This window comes from Deltaproteobacteria bacterium (genome assembly GCA_026129095.1).
Taxonomy (GTDB): Bacteria; JAGRBM01; JAGRBM01; order JAGRBM01; family JAHCIT01; genus JAHCIT01.
In genome coordinates this window covers 164,517-182,801 of record JAHCIT010000005.1, presented here as the reverse complement: position 1 = coordinate 182,801, position 18,285 = coordinate 164,517, and the positions used below count along the sequence as shown (strand labels likewise).

General features: G+C 65.5%; 19 protein-coding genes. 17 read left to right on the top strand and 2 right to left on the bottom strand.

Going from position 1 to position 18,285, the window contains the following annotated elements:
• The first annotated feature begins 31 nt into the window (after positions 1-31).
• Positions 32-421, top strand: coding sequence for a TraR/DksA C4-type zinc finger protein (locus KIT79_09025; protein MCW5829442.1), 390 nt, complete (start codon positions 32-34; stop codon positions 419-421).
• A 23-nt stretch (positions 422-444) separates the two neighbouring features.
• Positions 445-1,602: a beta-N-acetylhexosaminidase gene (nagZ, locus tag KIT79_09020; GenBank protein ID MCW5829441.1), complete on the top strand. Its 1,158-nt coding sequence runs from the start codon at positions 445-447 to the stop codon at positions 1,600-1,602.
• Between the two features lie 4 nt (positions 1,603-1,606).
• Here nagZ and KIT79_09015 read toward each other — a convergent pair whose 3' ends face one another.
• Positions 1,607-2,878, bottom strand: a complete 1,272-nt coding sequence (locus KIT79_09015; GenBank protein MCW5829440.1) for a hypothetical protein — start codon at positions 2,876-2,878, stop codon at positions 1,607-1,609.
• A gap of 332 nt (positions 2,879-3,210) precedes the next feature.
• Here KIT79_09015 and KIT79_09010 point away from each other — a divergent pair, with 332 nt between their 5' ends.
• From KIT79_09010 to KIT79_08945, 14 genes are all read left to right on the top strand, one after another.
• Complete coding sequence (locus tag KIT79_09010; protein MCW5829439.1) at positions 3,211-4,188, top strand: MoxR family ATPase; 978 nt, start codon at positions 3,211-3,213, stop codon at positions 4,186-4,188.
• A gap of 15 nt (positions 4,189-4,203) precedes the next feature.
• Entirely contained in the window at positions 4,204-5,622 is a 1,419-nt protein-coding gene (locus KIT79_09005; GenBank protein ID MCW5829438.1) for a VWA domain-containing protein, read from the top strand.
• A gap of 27 nt (positions 5,623-5,649) precedes the next feature.
• Positions 5,650-6,105 carry an SRPBCC family protein gene (locus KIT79_09000; GenBank protein ID MCW5829437.1) on the top strand — a complete coding sequence of 152 codons (456 nt, stop codon included), beginning with the start codon at positions 5,650-5,652 and terminating at the stop codon, positions 6,103-6,105.
• A 1-nt stretch (position 6,106) separates the two neighbouring features.
• Positions 6,107-6,562: a rhodanese-like domain-containing protein gene (locus KIT79_08995; protein ID MCW5829436.1), complete on the top strand. Its 456-nt coding sequence runs from the start codon at positions 6,107-6,109 to the stop codon at positions 6,560-6,562.
• Positions 6,563-6,623: 61 nt separating this feature from the next.
• Entirely contained in the window at positions 6,624-7,343 is a 720-nt protein-coding gene (locus KIT79_08990; protein MCW5829435.1) for a hypothetical protein, read from the top strand.
• A gap of 171 nt (positions 7,344-7,514) precedes the next feature.
• Positions 7,515-8,867: a tRNA (N6-isopentenyl adenosine(37)-C2)-methylthiotransferase MiaB gene (gene miaB, locus KIT79_08985; protein MCW5829434.1), complete on the top strand. Its 1,353-nt coding sequence runs from the start codon at positions 7,515-7,517 to the stop codon at positions 8,865-8,867.
• Positions 8,864-9,472 carry a bifunctional nuclease family protein gene (locus KIT79_08980; GenBank protein MCW5829433.1) on the top strand — a complete coding sequence of 203 codons (609 nt, stop codon included), beginning with the start codon at positions 8,864-8,866 and terminating at the stop codon, positions 9,470-9,472. Before miaB ends, KIT79_08980 begins: the two co-directional genes overlap by 4 nt.
• Positions 9,473-9,489: 17 nt before the next feature.
• Positions 9,490-10,596, top strand: coding sequence for a phosphatidate cytidylyltransferase (locus KIT79_08975; GenBank protein MCW5829432.1), 1,107 nt, complete (start codon positions 9,490-9,492; stop codon positions 10,594-10,596).
• A 39-nt stretch (positions 10,597-10,635) separates the two neighbouring features.
• On the top strand, positions 10,636-11,190 hold the full coding sequence (locus tag KIT79_08970; protein ID MCW5829431.1) for a gamma carbonic anhydrase family protein: 555 nt from the start codon (positions 10,636-10,638) through the stop codon (positions 11,188-11,190).
• Complete coding sequence (locus KIT79_08965; GenBank protein ID MCW5829430.1) at positions 11,180-11,653, top strand: cyclic nucleotide-binding domain-containing protein; 474 nt, start codon at positions 11,180-11,182, stop codon at positions 11,651-11,653. The genes KIT79_08970 and KIT79_08965 overlap by 11 nt, the downstream gene beginning before the upstream one ends.
• A 4-nt stretch (positions 11,654-11,657) precedes the next feature.
• A complete protein-coding gene (locus KIT79_08960) occupies positions 11,658-12,620 on the top strand; it encodes a hypothetical protein (GenBank protein ID MCW5829429.1) in 963 nt (320 codons plus the stop codon).
• Between the two features lie 12 nt (positions 12,621-12,632).
• On the top strand, positions 12,633-13,604 hold the full coding sequence (locus KIT79_08955; protein ID MCW5829428.1) for a hypothetical protein: 972 nt from the start codon (positions 12,633-12,635) through the stop codon (positions 13,602-13,604).
• A gap of 169 nt (positions 13,605-13,773) precedes the next feature.
• The gene (locus tag KIT79_08950) at positions 13,774-14,595 is read left to right on the top strand and encodes a hypothetical protein (GenBank protein MCW5829427.1); all 822 of its coding nucleotides are present in this window, start codon (positions 13,774-13,776) and stop codon (positions 14,593-14,595) included.
• Between the two features lie 34 nt (positions 14,596-14,629).
• Positions 14,630-15,232 (top strand): RlmE family RNA methyltransferase, encoded by a 603-nt coding sequence (locus tag KIT79_08945; GenBank protein MCW5829426.1) that lies wholly within the window; start codon positions 14,630-14,632, stop codon positions 15,230-15,232.
• Here the strand turns inward: KIT79_08945 and KIT79_08940 are convergent.
• Complete coding sequence (locus KIT79_08940; GenBank protein ID MCW5829425.1) at positions 15,229-16,215, bottom strand: type I secretion C-terminal target domain-containing protein; 987 nt, start codon at positions 16,213-16,215, stop codon at positions 15,229-15,231. The two genes, KIT79_08945 and KIT79_08940, sit on opposite strands and share 4 nt — an antisense overlap.
• A gap of 231 nt (positions 16,216-16,446) precedes the next feature.
• Between KIT79_08940 and KIT79_08935 the strand changes: the two genes are divergently transcribed.
• Entirely contained in the window at positions 16,447-18,240 is a 1,794-nt protein-coding gene (locus tag KIT79_08935; GenBank protein MCW5829424.1) for a hybrid sensor histidine kinase/response regulator, read from the top strand.
• Positions 18,241-18,285 lie beyond the last annotated feature (45 nt).

Here is an 18,285-nt window from a genome sequence, read left to right as displayed (position 1 = left end):
AACACGGAAGAGACCAGAGACTAGAGCAGCAATGGCCAAGACCGAATCGACCAAACTGAGCAAGACCGACCAGAAACGCTTCCTGGAGCAGCTTGAAGCCGAGCGCCAGCGGATCATCCAGCTCGCCGCCGAGGCGACCGACGAAGAGAAGAACTCCACGACCGATGACCTGCAGGACGAGGTGGACGTCGCCACCAACGAGGTGAGCAAGGCGATCATCCACAAGCTGCGCGACCGCGAGCGGACGCTGCTCTCGAAGATCGATCTCGCCATCGAGCGGATGAACAAGGGCACCTACAACACCTGCGAATCCTGCGGCGGACCGATCGGCCTGAAGCGTCTTGAGGCCCGGCCCGTCACCACGCTCTGCATCACCTGCAAGGAAGAGCAGGAGCGCGGCGAGCGGGACATGGCCGGCTGACGGCCCCTGCCTGAACACCTGTCTTGAACCGGCCGGCGTGCTACCGTCGCCAACCCGCCGAGGCCCTCGTGGGCCAGCTTTTCGTCATGGGCTTCGCCGGCCCGGCGGTGGCAGACAGCTACCGGAGACTCGTCAGGAATTACGGTATCGGCGGGACTATCCTGTTCCGCCAGAACATCCAGAACCCCGGCCAGGTGCGTGACCTCACCGGCGAGATCCGCTCCCTCCATCCCCGGCACCTGCCGCCCGTTATCTCCGTCGATCAGGAGGCAGGGCTGGTCACCCGGCTCCAGAAACCGTTTACCGAATGGACGGGCAATCTCTCCATCAGCCGCGCCGCCCGGAAACTGGGCCGCCCGGAACTGGCATTCGACGTGGGGAGGGCGATCGGGCTGGAACTGAACGCCGCCGGGTTCAACACCGACTTCGCGCCGGTGGTGGACGTCAACTCCAATCCGAAGAACCCGATCATCGGGCCGCGCAGTTTCGGCGACGATCCGGCCTGGGTGGGCAGGCTGGGCGCGCTGTTCATCGGGGGGCTCCAGTCGGCGGGCATCGCCGCCTGCGCGAAGCACTTCCCCGGCCACGGCGACACGAGCCAGGATTCCCACATCGCGCTGCCGGTGGTGGACCGGCCGGTGGCATCGCTCGCCCGGACCGAGTGGCCGCCTTTCCGCGACGCCATCCGTGCCGGCGTAGCCAGCATCATGACCGCGCATGTCGTGTTCCCGTCAGTGGATCCTGGCGTCCCGGCGACGCTTTCGCGCAGGATACAGCGGGACATCCTGCGCCGGGGTCTGGGCTTCAGGGGCGTGGTGTTCACCGATGACCTGATGATGGCGGGGATCAGCCAGGGGCGCGAACCCGGCCGTGTGGCGGTGGACTGCCTCAAGGCGGGGTGCGACGTGCTGCTCGTCTGCGCGAACTTCGACAGCCAGCCGCTTTATGTCGAGGCGGTCCTGAAGGCGGTCCGCGACGGCGAACTGTCCGAACGGCTTGTGCGCCGGGCCGCCGGGCGGGTGCTCGCGTTCAAGCGGAAGTTCGCCGCCGCAGGCACCGGCCGGGTGCCGCCGGGGGTGATCGGCTGCGAGCGCCACCAGCGCCTCTCGGCGCTCGTCCGCGAGCATGGAGGGGAGACCGCCTGGGGAAAGACGGACCCGACCGAAGCGGGAAGGGGATAGTTCCCTACTGCAAAGTGCGGATTTCGGGACGGGGACCGTTGGCGTTCATGACAAGGAACTTCTCGCCCGTACGGGGGCCGAAGGTCACCTGCACCATGCGCGGCTCGGCCACCTTCAGCACACGGCCTACGCCGAACTCCGGGTGCTTGAGCATGTCGCCGGCCTCGTAGCGGGAGCCGGGATCGTAGGCACTGACCTCGTGCTCGATGTCGGGCGTGCGGATGTTTTCCACCAGGTCGGGCCGGTCATCGGGGAAGTCGTAGATGCGGAGGGCCTTGAACACCTGCAGCTTCAGGCGGTTCTTGCGGTCCCGCATGGTCTTCACGTCGTCGGACCACTCCTTCTTGCGTCCGTAGCTCGCAGTGCGGTTCACGGTGCGTTCACGCATTGCATAGGTGCCGATGAACTGCTCCAGGCGGCGGATATCCTTGAAGGCGTCGATGAAGTTCCCCTTGGAGATGGCATTCTCGATCTGGCGACCCAGTTTTTCCTCCAGCTGCTTCATCGCCGCCCGGATCGCGCTGCCGAAGTCCCCGAAGATGCGGGCGGCAGCCGCCTGGAAGTTCTTGTCGAGCGTGCGGGTGTTCAGCGTGCCCGCCTCGAAGCGTGTCAGGACCTCCTGGATGATGTCGTTCTCGGAGATCGAGGCCGTTTCGGCACGGGCACGGGGAGCGACAAGCTCCGACCAGTCGGAGACGCCGGCGATCTGTAGCAGTTCCTTTTCGGTGTGCCCCTTCTCGCGCAGCACGGCCACCACCTGCTCGAACCTCCCGCGCGGGAAGCTGGCGATATCGCCCTTCACGTATGCCTTGAACGTGCGCGGGTTGATGCCGATCTTGGCTGCCGCACGCGCCCGGCTCGGGAACGAGTTGGTGTACAGGGTCAGGATGTCCCTCAGGCGCGGGGTCATCTTGTACATCACGTTGTCGATCTGCTGGCCGTTGCGCTCGCGGGCGCGTGAGACGACTTCCTCGTAGGTGGCGCCATCCATGGCCGCCTTGAGGCGCTCGGAACCGCCCTTTTCCTGCAACACGGCGAACATGCGGTCGAATACATAGAGAGCGATGTTCGGGTTGCCCTCGAAATACTTGGCCACGGTGTCCTTGGATATCTGGATCGCCCGTGCCGCCTCGTCATAGTTGCGGAACATCGAGAGGTAGAGTCCCAGGATGTTGCGCACATGGCCATCGATGGGCAGTACGCGACGGTCCACTGAAGGAATGGTCTGGGAACGGGCCGGTTCGGCCGGTGGGGTGGCGGCTGTGTTGACGGGCATAGGGCATACTCCTCATTTATAACGAGGACCAGAACAGTCCGTGCATGAATGTTAGTTTATGCCTCTACGGTGTCAAGGGGCCGAAAAGCCGCATTAAACCGGCTTTAATGGCGGGTTTTCAGGCTGCCTGCCAATTCTGGGAGCAACGGACTTGCTCGATGCAGCCATCAGCTGGCATGTCCTTATAGAGGCCCGCGACGGGCAGGTCTGGTTCCGGATGACCACTGCCAGGGTGAGTTATCGACCGGCTCCGGCGCGGGTGCTACGGTCGGGGAGTCGCTGGACGGGCCCAGCCTTCCAAATCAGGGGCCGCCGGCAGGCAGGAGCAGTGCGTGTTCAAATCGATTGACGAGGTGGGCAAGAAGCTCGCCGACCAGAACTACATTTCCGACAAACGCATTTCGACGGTCATCTTCCTGGCCGCGAAACTGGGCAAGCCGGTCCTGATCGAGGGCCCCGCCGGCGTGGGTAAAACGGACCTGTCGAAGGTCGTGGCCGCCGCGCTGGGACGCGAACTGGTCCGGCTCCAGTGTTACGAGGGGCTGGACGAGGCGAAGGCCCTTTACGAATGGGAATACGCCAAGCAGCTTCTCTACACGCAGATCCTCAAGGACAAGATCAGCGAGGTGGTGGGCAGCGCCAGGAGTCTCACCGAGGCGGTGGACAGCCTGGGTAAGCAGGACGACGTTTTCTTCAGCGAGCGGTTCCTGCTCCCCCGGCCCCTGTTGCAGGCGATCTCGTCCGAGAAACCGGTCGTGCTGCTGGTGGACGAGATCGACAAGGCTGACCCGGAGTTCGAGGCGTTCCTGCTGGAAGTCCTGTCCGACTTCCAGGTGACGGTGCCCGAACTGGGATCCATCAAGGCCAGGCACCAGCCGCTCGTGTTCCTCACGTCGAACAACACGCGCGAGCTCTCGGACGCGCTGAAGCGCCGCTGCCTGCACCTCTTTATCGACTACCCGGAGAAGTCCCGCGAGCTGGAGATCGTACGGCTGAAGGTTCCCGAGGCGAGCGCCAAGCTGGCCAATGAAGTCGTCGATTTCGTGGGCGAGCTGCGGAAGAAGGATCTGAAGAAGATCCCGTCCATCTCGGAGACGCTCGACTGGGCCCGTGCGCTCACCGTCCTGAACGCCAGGTCGCTCGGCGACGAGGTGGTGAAGGACACGCTCTCGGCGATCCTCAAGTACGAAGGCGATGTCCTCAAGGCGCAGAAGGAAATGGCCTCCTATATCGAGCGGCAGAAGGCCAAGGCGGCCGTTACTGACAAGGACGCGCCGAGTGGAGATCCGCGCAAGGACTTCCTGAACTAGCCGGAGCGGTTTCCCATGGACGACGTGCTGGTCGATTTCCTCAACGTGCTCCGCAAGAACGGGGTCCGGGTGAGCCTGTCCGAATCGGTGGATGCGCTGGAGTCGGCCCGGCTGATCGGAATCCAGGACCGGGTGCCGTTCCGCGACGCGCTCCGGGCATCGGTCGTCAAGCGCCACGTGGATATCGCCACCTACGACGAGCTGTTCGACCTGTTCTTTTCCGGGGTCGGCGAGCTCATGGGCGATTCCCAGGAAGCCGGTCCCGGCGGGGACGGGCCGCCGGTGGACATGGAAAAGTTCCTGGAGGCGCTCGGCGAGGCGATGGGGGAACTGGCGAACGAGCTGGACGAACTGACCATCTCGCTCGTCCGCAACGACCGCGGCACGCTGGACCGGCTGCTCCGGCAGGCGGGCGAGGAGGCCGAGGTCCGCGAGATCGAGACGATCCTCCAGATCGGCGTCTTCACCCAGCGGATCCGCCAGCGGCTCAACCTGGACCGGGTGGAGGACAGCCTCGGCAAGATCCGGGAGCAGATGAAGGCCAGGGGGCTTTCCAACGAACTGGTCGAGGAGGGATTCCGGCGGCTCGACGAGCGGCTGGAGCGGTTCCGCGAGGCGGTGCGGAAATACGTGGAGCGGCAGCTTGAGCTCGAGAACTTCGACCAGGTGGAGAAGTTCAAGAACGAGCTTCTGTTCCAGAAGAGCTTCTATTCGCTGAACCAGGAGGACCAGCGCCGGATGCGCGAGATCGTCCAGCGGCTCGCCGAGCGGCTGAAGTCGGTCGTGCAGGCCCGGCGCAAGAAGATGAAGCGCGGCAAGTTCGACGCCAAGCGCACCTTCCGCAAGAACATCCAGTATGGCGGGGTCCCGTTCCGGCTGGTGTTCAACGACCGGATCATCGACAAGCCGGAACTGGTGATCCTGTGCGACATTTCCGACTCGGTGCGGTCCATGTCGCGGTTCTTCCTCCAGTTCATCTACTCGATCCAGTCGGTCTTCACCCGCGTGCGGAGCTACATCTTCGTGGCGGAACTGGGAGAGATCACGCCGCTGTTCAAGAACCAGGATGTCTCGGGCGCCATCGAGGAAGCGCTGTGGGGGGATATCATCAACCCCTATACCCATTCCGACTACGGCATGGCGCTGAAGATCTTCCACCGCGACCACTTCCACGTGGTGAACGACAAGAGTCACGTCATCGTGATCGGCGACGGGCGGAACAACTACAACGCGCCGAACGAATGGGTGCTGAAGGACATCAAGCAGCGGGCGAAATCGGTCACCTGGCTCAATCCCGAAGGCCGGGGGAATTGGGGCTTCGGCGATTCGGAGATGTTCCGCTACCTGCCGCACGTCACGCGGGCCGAGGTGGTGGGCAACCTGAACGATCTGGTCAGTGTGGTTGACCGGATCGTGATTGAGGGGTTCAGGTAGGGCTGGCGCGACCGGAGGGCTGCACGCATGGCGTTTCACAGGGACTTTACCGACTTCACCAACGAGATTGACGCTCCGGCCGGGGAGATCTTCGCCTTCTTCAAGCGGATCGAGGAGTGGCCCAGCTGGACGCGGGCGATCCGCAAGACGAAACGCACCGACACGGGCGACTGGCGTGTGGGTTACCGGTTCACCATGCACGCCAGCTTTGCCCCGGCCATTCCGCTCAGGATCACCATGCATGAGTACGAGGAGCACCGGCTGATCGGCTGGGGGGTCAAGTGGCCGCTCGGCCTGCTCACGGTCATCCACCGGTTCCACTTCGAGCCGCTCGGTCCCGGCCGCTGCCGCATCCGCAACCACGAGTTCGCCGAGGGGCTGCTCGCGCCGCTCATGGTCCCGCTGAAGGGCATGATCGACCGGTTCGACCGCCAGTGGGCGGATGATCTCGAAGCGAAGTTCCGCAAGCGCAATGCCGCCTGACATGCCAGCCCGCAGCTTTTTCGGACGCCTCGTGGACCGCGTGACTGGCCGGGCCGAGGCGCGCCTGCGCGAGGAGGAACAGAAACTCGCCCGCGAGCGCGAACGGCTCCGGCAGGAAGAGCAGGCGCGGCTGGACGATGAGATGCGACGGCGGATTCCGCCCGTGGACGAGATCATCATCGCGCCGGCCGATGCCACCGAGAAGTGGGCGGCCGGGGCGTTTGTGCTCGATGTGCGCGAGCCCTACGAAACCGCCCACGGCATTGTCCCGGCCGCCAGGGTGATACCCGTCGGCCAGCTGGAGCGGCGGCTGGACGAGATCCCCGCCGACCGCGAGATCGTCATCTACTGCGCCGCCGGGGTGCGTTCGCTCGATGCCGCCTGCCTGCTCTACATGCGTGGGTTCACCCGCGTCTACTCGGTGGACGGCGGCATCTCCCGCTGGCGCCCGGCCTGACCCCGGTTTGAAATCCCCCGCATGGTCCGGTTACGGGCGGTTGGAAGAGAGGTTCCCTTCGATGCGGCTCGCGGTGTGCATGGTCCTGTTTCTCTCTGCCGCGTTCCCGGCGGTCCGCGCCGGGGCGAGCGAGTGGTTCGGCGACGAGGCGCCGGTCTATGTCCCGCGAGAGCGGATCGTGCTGTTCGAGCTTCCGGCCCCCGGCCTCGAATACACCGAGCAGATCAGCCTGAACTATGCCGTCTCGCGGGAACTGGCGGCGCTCGCCTACTACAACATCCTTTATGGCGACGAACTGAAGCAGATACTGGGCGTGGGCCGGCTGCCGGAGTGCTCGGACGTCGACTGCCGGACCCGCGTGGCCCGTGCAGCCGGGGCGGTGGAGTATATCCACGGCGGGGTGAGCGGGCGCCCGGACCGGGCGGAACTGGTGCTGGAGCGGGTCCGCACGGAGTCGGGCGAGGTGATCGCCCGGCAGGAGTTCCAGTGGCGGGGCGGGGAGATCCACCTGCCGTCGCTGGCTGTCTTTTTCGCCATCCAGCTGTTCATCCCCCGCGAGGCGTTGCTCGACGGACAGCTCCAGCTCGACGTCAAGCCCCGGCTGGCGTCGATCCGGGTGGACGGTGCCCCTGTTCTGGTGCCCTCGGCCAACACGATCCGGCTGGAGCCGGGCATCCACATGCTGGAGATCGCCCAGGCCGGATACCGGACCGAGCAGTTGCCGGTCGTGATTTTGCCCCGGCGGGTGCAGTTTCACCGGGTCGAGCTGAAACCAAAGTAATATCAGACAGTTAAGATGACTTTGGCAAAGTGGCGAAGGCGGTCTACATAGGGGTCCGCTCCCCAGGCGGGGCAAAAAATCACCTTCTTGGCTTTGCATAGCCCCCTGATTGTGTACCACTGGACACAAGCGGAAGATCCAGAGGCGGAAACCCCGAAGAGTCCGATGCAGATGACGCGCCCACAGAAGGTCTATCTGGAGACCCACGGCTGCCAGATGAACGTTCGGGATTCGGAGACGATTCTCGGACTTCTGGAGCAGCACGGCTGGGGGTTTGCTTCCGAGCCGGAGACGGCCGACCTCATTCTCATCAACACCTGCTCGGTGCGCGACCGCGCCGAGCAGAAGACCTACTCGGAACTGGGCAAATACCGGCTGCTGAAAAGCCGGAACCCGGAACTCCTCGTCGGCATGGCCGGTTGCGTCGCCCAGCAGGCAGGTGCCGAGGCCCTGGCTCGGGTGAAGGGTCTCGACCTTGTCTGCGGGACGCACAATATCCACGAACTGCCCGGCATGATTGGCGAGCGCCGCGCCACCGGACACCCGGTGGTGCGCGCCAACTTCACCTACGACGACGAGAGGATATTCCAGTCGCCCGTCCGCCCGTCGGAGCGGAAGGTGACGGCCTTCGTGAATGTGTCGATCGGCTGCGATCACCAGTGCACCTACTGTATCGTCCCCGCCACACGCGGGTCGGAGATGTCCCGGCGGCCGGAAGACATTCTCGCCGAAGTGCGCGGCCTCGTGGAGCAGGGAGTCCGCGAGGTGACGCTGCTCGGCCAGAACGTGAATTCCTACGGAAAGCAGTTTGCCGGCGGGACCGGTTTCGGCGGGCTGCTCCGTCTCGTTGCCGCCGTGGAGGGACTGGAGCGCGTCCGGTTCACCACGTCCCACCCGGCCGACGTGCAGCGCGATCTCGTGGAGGTGATGGCGGCGGAACCGAAGGTGATGCCGCACATCCACCTTCCGGTGCAGTCGGGCTCGGACCGGGTGCTCCGGCGGATGAAGCGCGAATACAGCCGCGAGCGGTATCTTGAGGTGGTGGGCTGGTTCCGCGAGGCGGTGCCGGGCATTGCCATCACGACGGATATCATCACCGGCTTCCCCGGAGAGACGGACGCCGATTTCGAGGCGACGATATCGCTGGTGGAGGAAGTGCGGTTCGATTCGCTGTTCTCGTTCGCCTACAGTCCCCGGCCCGGCACCCCGGCGCTGAAGCTCGATCGCGAGCTGCCGCCGGAAGTGGGGGCCGAACGGCTCCAGCGTGTGCAGAAGCTGGCGGCGGAGATCGCCGACGAAAAGCTGGCCGCGATGGTGGGTTCCGGCCAGCCGGTCCTCTTTGAAGGCCCGTCCCGGCAGGCGGAAAACGAGCTGATGGGCCGGACGCCGTCGAATATCGCTGTCAATGTCCCGGCGCCGCTCTGGCGGACAGGCCGGACCTCCACGGTCCGTATCACGCAGAAGATGGCGCATACGCTCCGGGGGGAGATCACGGGAGCAGGCGAAGGAGACCAGGCCGCATGAAACGACGAATGGAAGTGGCCGGGCTGGCCATGGATCCCGTGACCCGTTCGCCGGTGATGATCCTGCGCGACCCGGAGACGCAGGCCGGCGTGCCGATCTGGATCGGCCCGTTCGAGGCCGATTCGATCCGCATGATCCTGGACGCGCAGCCGGGGCCGCGCCCGGTGACGCATGATCTTTTCGCCGATGCGCTCAGGCGGCTGAACGCCAAGATCGTCCGCGTCGAGATCACCGCGCTCAAGGAAAACACCTATTTCGCGGCCGTATTCGTCGAGGCCGGCGGACGCGAGGTGGAACTCGACTCCCGGCCCTCGGATGCCGTGGCGCTGGCCGTCCGGTTTGATGCCCCGGTCTACATGAGCCAGCAGGTGTTCGAGGCGGCCAGGATCCCGATGGGCGACATCGAGGAAGAAGAGGACGAAGGCGACGGCGAGGATGCGCCGGCTCCGGAGGCGCAGCCGGCGCCGACCGGTTCCTCCGGTTCACAACCCGCAACGCCGGAGCCCGAGGAACAGGCCGTCCGGTTTGACGATTCCAACAAGGACAAGTGGACCGAACTGCTTGAAAAGCTCAAGCCCGAGCACCTGTCGAAATACAAGATGTAGGCAGGGACTCTGCCCGGATGACCGACACGCCCCACACGCCCCATACGCCGGAGACGCTGCCGCAGTCACGGCTCGTCGAAGCGATCGAATCGCAGCCTGGCGCCGACTACCCGATCGGCCGCGCCCAGCTCCCGGATGCGGCGAAAAAGAAGAGCGACCTGAAGGCCCGTGTCGCCACGGCCATCGTGCTGGTGCCGGTCATCATTCTCGGGATCATCAAGGGCGGGGCGATCTGGACGGCTATCGTCGCCGTGGTCGCGGCTGCCGCCACCTGGGAGTTTTTCAACTTCATGGATGCCAAGGGGCTCCGGGGGTCGAAGGGCACCGGCATGGTGGGGAGTCTCGCGCTCGTTTTCGGGGCGTCGTTCTCGAACGAGTATTTCTCGACGCTGATCCTCACGGTCATCATGCTGACCGGGTTCACCCGGCAGCTGAGGAAGCGCGAGATATCGGCGGCCATCACGGGATCGGCAGTCACGGTGTTCGGCGTGATCTATGTCGGCTGGCTGACGTCGCACCTGGTCTGGCTGCGGAACATCGGCAGCGAGCTGCAGGTGAAATACTTCGCCAACGCGGCGGGTGCGGCGCATGCAGCCCCGGGTTTCGCCGACATTGGCATGTATTTCCTGTTCATGGGTGTCGCGGCGACGTTCCTGGCCGACACGGGCGGATACTTCTTCGGCCGCGCCTTCGGGCGCCACAAGCTCGCGCCCAGCATTTCCCCCAAAAAGACGTGGGAAGGATTCGTGGGGCAGATCGTGGGAGCGATCGCCGGTGCCACGGCCGCCCGGTTCGTCTTCACCACCTGGATATTCGGCGATGCCCCCTATAGCGCAGATTTCCCCTACACCCATTGTGTCATCCTGGGCGTACTGGTTGCGGTGCTGGGACTGATCGGCGACCTGTACGAGTCGATGCTGAAGCGTGACGCGCAGGTGAAGGACGCCTCTGGCCTGCTCCCCGGACACGGGGGGTTCCTGGACCGTCTCGATTCGATCAATTTCGCGATCCCCATGACCTACTACTACGTGAAGCTCTACTATTACTGGGTGTTCTCGCCGCGGACCGAGTCCGATCTGCGGGATCTGGCCGACTATCTCGCCCGGTACGTGAGCGGGAACTAGGAAGGAAACCGGACTGTGCTGCGACCCTGGCGCGAACGGATGCCGAAGCTGGCCGACAATGCCTGGGTGGAGGATTCCGCCCAGGTGATCGGCGACGTGGAACTGGCCGAGGAGAGCTCGGTCTGGTTCAACTGCGTGCTGAGGGGCGACGTGGAGCCGATCCGGATCGGGCGGCGCACGAACATCCAGGACCTGTCCATGATCCACTCCAACAGCGGGCAGGGTTTCGTGACCACCATTGGCGAGGACTGCACGGTGGGGCATCATGTGGTGCTTCATGGAGTCCGGATCGGCAACCGCGTCCTGGTCGGCATGGGAGCGGTGCTGCTGGACGGAGTGGTGGTCGGCGACGACTGCCTGATTGGGGCCGGGTCGCTCGTGACGCCCGGGACGGTCATTCCGGCCGGGTCGCTCGTCATGGGTTCGCCTGCCCGCGTGAAACGGCCCCTTGAAGACCGGGAGCGCCAGCGGATAATAATGACGCCGCCCCACTACCACCGGACCGCGATGGAATATCTGGCATCCGGTACCGGAGTGAGCGGCCGGACCCTCCGCGAGGCGGCCGGGGAAGGAAAGCAGTTCCGTGCCGGTTAACCCCGACAGCTTGCTCACGCTGAACGTCTTTTGCGAACTGGACGAGGATATCGTCAAGGCGCTGGCCGGCATCCTGATCGAAAAGGCCGTGCCGTCGGGCACTCACCTGTTCCTTGAGGACCAGAAGGGCGAGACGGTCTTCTTCATCATGGAAGGCAAGGTGGGGATTACCCGCAAGGGCCCGGACGGCGGTCCGGTCGAGCTTTATGAGGCCGAGGAGGGCGACTTCCTGGGCGAGTTCTCGCTGTTCGAGTCGGGCATCCGGCAGGTGACGGCCACGACAAAAGAGGACTGCCAGCTCCTCATGCTCCGCCGCAAGGATTTCCTCAAGTTCGCCGACAGGAACGCGGTCGCCGCGTTCAGGTTTGCATGGGAGATGGGCCGCTCCTGCGCCGAGAAGATCCGGGGGCTTGAGCAGATCCTGATGGACGGCTTCGGCCGTACCCTGGAATCCAAGGCCTGAAACCATGACCGGTAATGTTTCTTCCGGCCGGGTTCGCAGGCTGGGCGCCCTCGATCTGGGCACAAACGCCTTCCGCATGAAGGCGGTCGAGACCGTTCCCGGCGGCACGATGAAGCCCCTCAGGTTCGACCGCGTGTTCACGCGGCTTGGCGAGGGGATCATCCATACGGGTCGCATTGGCGAGGAGCCGCTCCGCCGGGCGCTGGAAGCGGTGCGAGGATTTCGCGGCCAGCTCGAACAGCTCGGCGTTGACAGGTACCGCGCCGTCGGGACGAGCGTGTTCCGGCGGGCCGCAAACCGCGACGAGGTGCTGGAGCGGTTCCGCCGGGAGGCGGGTGTCGGGATCGAGCTGATCGACGGCGACACCGAGGCGCAACTGGCGACGGCCGGCGTCCTGCTCCGTCTCCACCACCCGCCCGGCTGGCAGGTGGTGTTCGATGTGGGCGGCGGCAGCACCGAGTTCATCCTGGTGCGTGATGGCGAGATCGCCGACCACATGAGCCTGGATACCGGTGTCGTCGTCCTGACCGAGACGTTCCTGAAATCCGATCCGCCCACCGATGCCGAGTGCCGGGCCCTCGCGGCGCGGGTGGCCGCCGACCTGGAACCACTCTCGCGTTTCCGGCAGCACCTGCCGGACCGGACCGTGCCGGGCATCTGTGGCACGGCGGGGACCGTGACCTCGCTGGCGGCGCTGGACCTTGAGCAGCGGAGCTTCGACCCGGACCGGATCAACAACCATCCCATCTCCTTCGGCCGCGCCCATGAACTGCTGGAGCAGCTCCGCCACCTTCCGGTCCACCGGCGCGTGGAACTGCCGGGGCTTCTCAAGGGGCGCGAGGATCTCATCATCGCCGGGAGCTACATCGTGCTGGAGGTGATGCGCCGGTTCGGCGCGGACCGGATCGTCGCCTCTGACGGCGGCCTTCTGGACGGCGTGCTGTTGAAGCTCGCCGCCGGATCGTGATACGAGAGAGCCATGAACCGCTATCCGGTCCGCGTGCTGATTTGCTGTGTGGTTTTTCTCGCGGCGGGCTGCACGCCCACTTCTTCCGGCCGGCCGGAGGTGATCCTCAGGGCGGCGGCGCAGCCGGAAGTCCCGCCGGGTGGTTCGCCGCTGGGGCTTTATGTTGACACTCCCTCGGAGATACGCACCGCCTACTGGCGTTTCGAGGAGAGCAGCTACCGGATCAACGCAGGCGAAGACCTGAAAGGCGCGCTGGTCCGGGAACTCCGGCGGCGGGGATTCCGGATCGTTCCCCTGGAGTCCGACCCCGAGACATCCGCCTATCCCGAAACTCTCGCCGGGGCCGTGACGCTCCGGGTGCCACCGCCCAAGACCGAGAACGAACCGCCCACGCTGCTCTTGCAGGCGCCGGTCAGGGTATACGATTCGCGCCGCCGCAAGCTCGCCGAGTTCGACCTTCGCACCCGTGTTTCACGCCCGGTGGAGGGGCCGCTTGAAAAGCACCTGCGGGGTATCTGGCAGTCCGCCTATAACGACATGATCGAAAGGTTCACCGGATCATGGGACATGCTGATCGCCTCGGGGCCGGAGGTGGGGCTGGTCACGGCGTGGGGGATTCCGCAGGGAGTCCGGTTCCGGCCGGGCGATCCGAACCAGCTCGAAAACACCACGGCCATGGACAGCCTGAACCCGATCATCCTCAAGATGCGCGAGTTCAAGAACATCGGGCTCCTGATCGAGGTCCATGTGTTCCCGGAACCGCCGCTGCCGGCGGGAAAGGGCCAGAAGCCGCCGGAGGCGCTGGGCCCCGAAGCTCTGGCCGTGGGCCGCGGCGGCGCGTTGCGCCGGTACGTGTCCGAATGGGGTATCGGGGCCGACCGGATCACCGTCAAGGTGCGGGACCGGGAGGTGCCGCTCGTCCCGCCGGACACCCCGGCCTCGCATCAGGTCAACAACCGGATCGACTTTGTGCTGGTGCGGTAAAGCGGCGGGTTTAGGCCGTATTTTCCGGGTGTTTTGCCTTGCCCGCTTAAGTTGCTAGAATCCCACGGGTTTCTTATTTAATTCCGGGGTTCCCCGGCGCGGCTTCCCGTTTTCCAAAGGGGGACCGCAGCCGGAAGTACCCCGCTTCCGAAGGACTGGACCGAAACGCATGATACGCAACCGCCTTGGCCTAGTGCTCGCCGCCGTGATTCCGCTCGCCCTCTCAGGGTGTGGCAAGCCGCCCGAACAGGAGATGCAGCAGGCCGAGAATGTGATCCGCGAGGCCCAGCAGGCCGATGCGCACAAGTTCGCCCGCCCGGAGCTGGCCAACGCCGAGCGGCTGCTGAAGGATGCCCGCGAGGCGAGCCAGGCCGGCAAGTACGATATCGCCCGCCAGCGGGCGCTCCAGGCGAACACCGCCGCCGCGCAGGCGGTGGAAACCGCCCAGCGGAACAAGAAGATTTTCGAGGAAAACGCCGCCCGTCGTGCCGAGGAAGAGGCGATTCGCCGCAAGGCCGAGGAAGAAGAAGCCCGCCGCCGCGCCGAGGAAGAAGCCCGCATCCGCGAGGAAGCATTGAAGGCCGAGATGGCGGCCTTGGAGGCGCAGGAGCCCGAAGAGGAACTTCCACCGCCTCCGCCGGCTCCCGTGGCGGCCGCCCCGAAGCCGGTGGAGGAATACTCGGCCCGCCGTGCTCCAGAGCCGCCCGCCCGCCGCGAGGCGGCCTATTCGGAAAGCTACCGTGGCAGCACGCGGTCATACACGACCCAGCGGTATGACACGCTTGGCAAGATCGCCCGTGACCAGCTCGGCGATTCGCGCCTGTGGCCGGCGATTTACGACATGAACAAGGACCGGATTCCGGATCCGGACCGGGTGCCCAAGGACGTGACGATCGAGATCCCGACGGATCTGTCGGCAGACCAGAAGGCCGACGCCCGTGATCGCGCCGCCGGGCGGGGCAGCGATTTTTCCCTGTTCGACGGCCAGTAACCGGCATTCCACAAGGGGGCTGGAGCCCCGTTCCGTGGCCTACCAGCGCAAGGACCACTTTTACCGCAAGGCCAAGGCCGAAGGACGCCGCTCGCGGGCGGCCTTCAAGCTGGACGAACTGCTCGACCGGTTCCGGCTCGCACGGCCGGGTGATGCCGTGCTTGATTTCGGCGCGTTCCCGGGCGGGTGGACCGAAACCCTCTCGCGCACGGTGGGCCGTCAGGGACTGGTGATTGCCGTGGACCTGAAGCCGATGCCGGGCGTGGCGGCCCCGAACATCCGTATTCTGGAAGGCGACGCCACCTCGCCGGAGATCGCGGCAAAAGTATCGGAGTTGCTGTCCGGGCGTCCGGTGGATGCCGTGTTTTCGGATGCGGCCCCGAACCTCACCGGCGTCCACCATGCCGACTACGCCAGATCCCAGCAGCTTACGCTCGACCTGATGCAGGCGGGGCTCAGGTTTCTCAGGCCCGGCGGCCATTTCTGCGCCAAGGTGTTCCCTGGTGCGACACCGCATGAACTGGTGTCCGAGGCCAAGCGGCACTTCCGCGACGTGAGGATGACGCGGCCGAAGGCGACCCGGCAGGAGTCGGCCGAGCTGTACCTGGTGGCGCGGGAGAAGCGGGACGGTCCTTAAGGGCGGGAGCCTGGTGCGGTGGCGCGCAGGTTGCCGCCAGTGACAAGTGCTTCAAGCGTATAGGCCTGCTTCAGGTCAACGAGGGGCTGGAACTCCCGGCCGTTCGAGGAAATCTCCAGCACGGTCCCGTTCATTCTGAGAAACGGCGCGAGCGATGCCGCGCTGCCATCTCCCCTGTATCCGAGCGAGGCGAGCAGGCCGGTCAGGACCAGCACGTCGCCCTCGGCCGGATTGAAGTCCTCGATCCGGTCCATGCCGCCCTCGGCATCGCCAGCCTCGTAGAGAAATACGTCGGCGTCGCCGCCGCCCCGGAGCATGTCGGCGCCGGGGCCGCCGCGCAGGGTGTCGATGCCGTGCTCGGCATAAAGCCAGTCGTCGCCGGGGCCGCCGTCCAGGTAGTTGTCGCCATCGCCGCCTTGCAGCGTGTCGTTGCCGGGACCGCCGTAGATGATGTCGTCGCCGATTTCACCGTCGATCCAGTCGTCGCCGGGGCCACCCTCGATCAGATCATCACCTGTGCCGCCGTGGATCGTATCGGAACTTTCCGAACCCTGGATGTGGTCGGGCTCGCGGGTGCCGTGAACGGGCGGCGCGCTGCCGGTTACTGGCGGAGGCGGGATCACGATCATGTTCATCGGGTCTTCTTTTTTGCCGGCCTTCGGCCCCTTCGGACCTTTCCGTTTCGGCTGCGGCTCCAGGGACGGAGCGGCTTCTTCCGCGGCCGGAACTGCCGGGATGACTGGGGCGGGCAGGACCGATGCCGTGTGCGCCGGTTCCCCGGCTGAATCCGTACCCGGCAGAAGCCCTGGCGTTGTGGCTGCAGTCCGGTGCAGTTCCGGGGTCGCCGGCTGCGGAGTATGCCCGGCCCCGGAGCCGCCGGGCGTCCCTTCCTGCCGGTTTCCGGCCCGGGGCAGCAGGGCCCACAACGCTGCCAGCAGCAGCGCGGCGGCAACCCCGGCCAGTGGAAGCATTTGGCGGCTCATGGTGCCGAGCATACCGGTTTCACGCGGGATTTTCTGTGACGGACTGCTGTCTTGATGGATCGCATGACGCTCTGCGCTGGCCCGGTGCGTCTAACACGCTGAATTTTCTGGATTTATTTACGATGAATTTGCGTGCGGCCAGCCGTTCATATGATAAAATGTAAACCAAATGAAGTGCATTCAGCGGCGGCTACCCGAAGCCGCTGGCCGGAACCGGCGGGAGGCTCACCCATGAAGATCGAACTGGCCCGGCTCTCCACCTTCCTGATCCGGTTTCTTACCCGGAGCGATGCGGACAAATCGCTCGTCGTCGCGGTGCTGGCGGTCATCATTTCCGGCCTGTGGCTTTTCATCGGCGTGGTTTCACCCGTGGCACCGGGCGCGGCCAACGTGTTCGAGCCGTCCGCCGTTTGGGAAATACAGAAGCTGCTGATGATCTCCTTTGCGGGGAATCTCGCGATCCTTTTCGCCGCCTGGTCGCTCCGTGACCGTCCGGTGCACCTGGGGACGCCGGTTCCGCATCTCCTCATGGGGTGGGTGTGCCTTATTACTGTCTGGACGTCGCATCTTCTGGGGCTCATGAGCACGGTGGGTCTTGTCGCGGTGCCGGTGCTCGCAACCGTGGCGGCGGCGTTGTTCGGCCTGAGGCGTGCCGCGCTCTGGAGCGCGATAACGGTTCTGGCCGTTTTCGTGACGGGATTCCTTGAGGTTACCGGCCGGCTTCCGGTTGCGCCGCTCTCGTCGGTCCCGATGGACCATTTCTACCGCTCGCCGGGGGTGTACCTGCCGAGTCTTTTCATTCTGGCCGTGTGGACCGGCCTCGGCGTGATGCTCGCCGGAACGCTGGTGGAGGCCCTCCAGGTGCAGTCAGTGGCGCTGGCCGATTCGAACGCGAAGCTGACCGATCTCGTCGCTCTCAAGAACCGGCTCGCCCACAGCTGCTCGGTCATGATCCGGGGACAGCTTACGAGCGCATGGCATCTGTCGAAGTCGGCACGCGATATCCTGCGGGGGCTGGAACCGCAGCCGTCTGAAGCCGAAACCGGTGCAGGAAATGACGCCTTCCGGTGGGCCGATTCGTCACTCCAGCTTTCGGAACGGTCGCTGATGGGGGCGCTGGATGAGGTGGACCGGCTTGCCGACGTGGCGGCTCTCGACGGCGCGGCGGAACCCCTGCACCGCTCGCCGGTGGTGGTCGGATCGCTCGTGCGCGAGATCGTCGATTCATTCCGCCCGGTGGCCCGTGTCCGGCGTGTCCGGATGCGGTTCGACGGCGAGACAATGCTGGTGGGCCGTTACGACTTCCACCGGCTCCGCCAGGTGATCGCCCAGCTTGTAGGAAGCGCGCTCGGTCACACGCCCCCCGGCGGCGAAGTGGCCGTCTGGACGCGCCAGCTGTTCCGCGGGCAGCCGGTCCACGAAATCGAGGTGATGCACACGGGGCCCGGGTTCCCGCCGGAACTGGTCGGCCGGTTCGGCGCGGGAGCGGATGAACTGCCGGCCTACGGAACACCACCGGTGCGGACACAGGGACTCACACTGGCCAGTTACTGGCTCCAGCGGCATGGCGGCTCGCTCCGGATCGAGAACCTGAAGGACGGCTGCCGGGTGACGGTCTCGCTCCCGGTGGAACGTCCCCGCGCCGCCGTGCTGGCCGAAAATCCCGGCCGTGCGTCGGCGCTGGAGCAGACGCTCCGTGAGGCCGGGCACCACACGGGCCTTATCGACGCGGCGGAGATCGACCCGGCCGAAGGCCCCGGGGTCTGGATGGCGGTTCTCGATCCCGATGTCGTGGTGATGGAACTGACCGATCCGCAGAGCCCGGCTGCCCAGAAACTGATCCGGAGTCTCCGGGCTTCGCCCCGGACCTCCCATGTGCCGGTGGTGGCGCTGACCCTGGGCGACGAGGAAGACCGCGCCGCCCTTGAAAGCGGATTTGATGACTACGTCCGCTGGCAATCGGGCACTGCCCACGAACTGGAGCGCCGGCTGGATCTCTTTTACCAGCGTCGGGCCCGCGGATAGGCCGGGGCAGAAGGTTTCAAACACAAAACCCCGCGCCTTCACTTC

Bases quoted from the DNA above. Each gene is read 5' to 3' on its own strand.
- KIT79_09000 (MCW5829437.1), top strand. From the start codon at position 5,650: ATGGCGTTTCACAGGGACTTTACCGACTTCACCAACGAGATTGACGCT.
- KIT79_08970 (MCW5829431.1), top strand. From the start codon at position 10,636: ATGCCGAAGCTGGCCGACAATGCCTGGGTGGAGGATTCCGCCCAGGTG.
- KIT79_08950 (MCW5829427.1), top strand. From the start codon at position 13,774: ATGATACGCAACCGCCTTGGCCTAGTGCTCGCCGCCGTGATTCCGCTC.
- KIT79_08980 (MCW5829433.1), top strand. From the start codon at position 8,864: ATGAAACGACGAATGGAAGTGGCCGGGCTGGCCATGGATCCCGTGACC.
- KIT79_08955 (MCW5829428.1), top strand. From the start codon at position 12,633: ATGAACCGCTATCCGGTCCGCGTGCTGATTTGCTGTGTGGTTTTTCTC.
- KIT79_08975 (MCW5829432.1), top strand. From the start codon at position 9,490: ATGACCGACACGCCCCACACGCCCCATACGCCGGAGACGCTGCCGCAG.
- KIT79_09015 (MCW5829440.1), bottom strand. From the start codon at position 2,878: ATGCCCGTCAACACAGCCGCCACCCCACCGGCCGAACCGGCCCGTTCC.
- miaB (MCW5829434.1), top strand. From the start codon at position 7,515: ATGACGCGCCCACAGAAGGTCTATCTGGAGACCCACGGCTGCCAGATG.
- KIT79_08995 (MCW5829436.1), top strand. From the start codon at position 6,107: ATGCCAGCCCGCAGCTTTTTCGGACGCCTCGTGGACCGCGTGACTGGC.
- KIT79_08935 (MCW5829424.1), top strand. From the start codon at position 16,447: ATGAAGATCGAACTGGCCCGGCTCTCCACCTTCCTGATCCGGTTTCTT.
- KIT79_08960 (MCW5829429.1), top strand. From the start codon at position 11,658: ATGACCGGTAATGTTTCTTCCGGCCGGGTTCGCAGGCTGGGCGCCCTC.
- KIT79_08990 (MCW5829435.1), top strand. From the start codon at position 6,624: ATGCGGCTCGCGGTGTGCATGGTCCTGTTTCTCTCTGCCGCGTTCCCG.
- KIT79_08940 (MCW5829425.1), bottom strand. From the start codon at position 16,215: ATGAGCCGCCAAATGCTTCCACTGGCCGGGGTTGCCGCCGCGCTGCTG.
- KIT79_09005 (MCW5829438.1), top strand. From the start codon at position 4,204: ATGGACGACGTGCTGGTCGATTTCCTCAACGTGCTCCGCAAGAACGGG.
- KIT79_09025 (MCW5829442.1), top strand. From the start codon at position 32: ATGGCCAAGACCGAATCGACCAAACTGAGCAAGACCGACCAGAAACGC.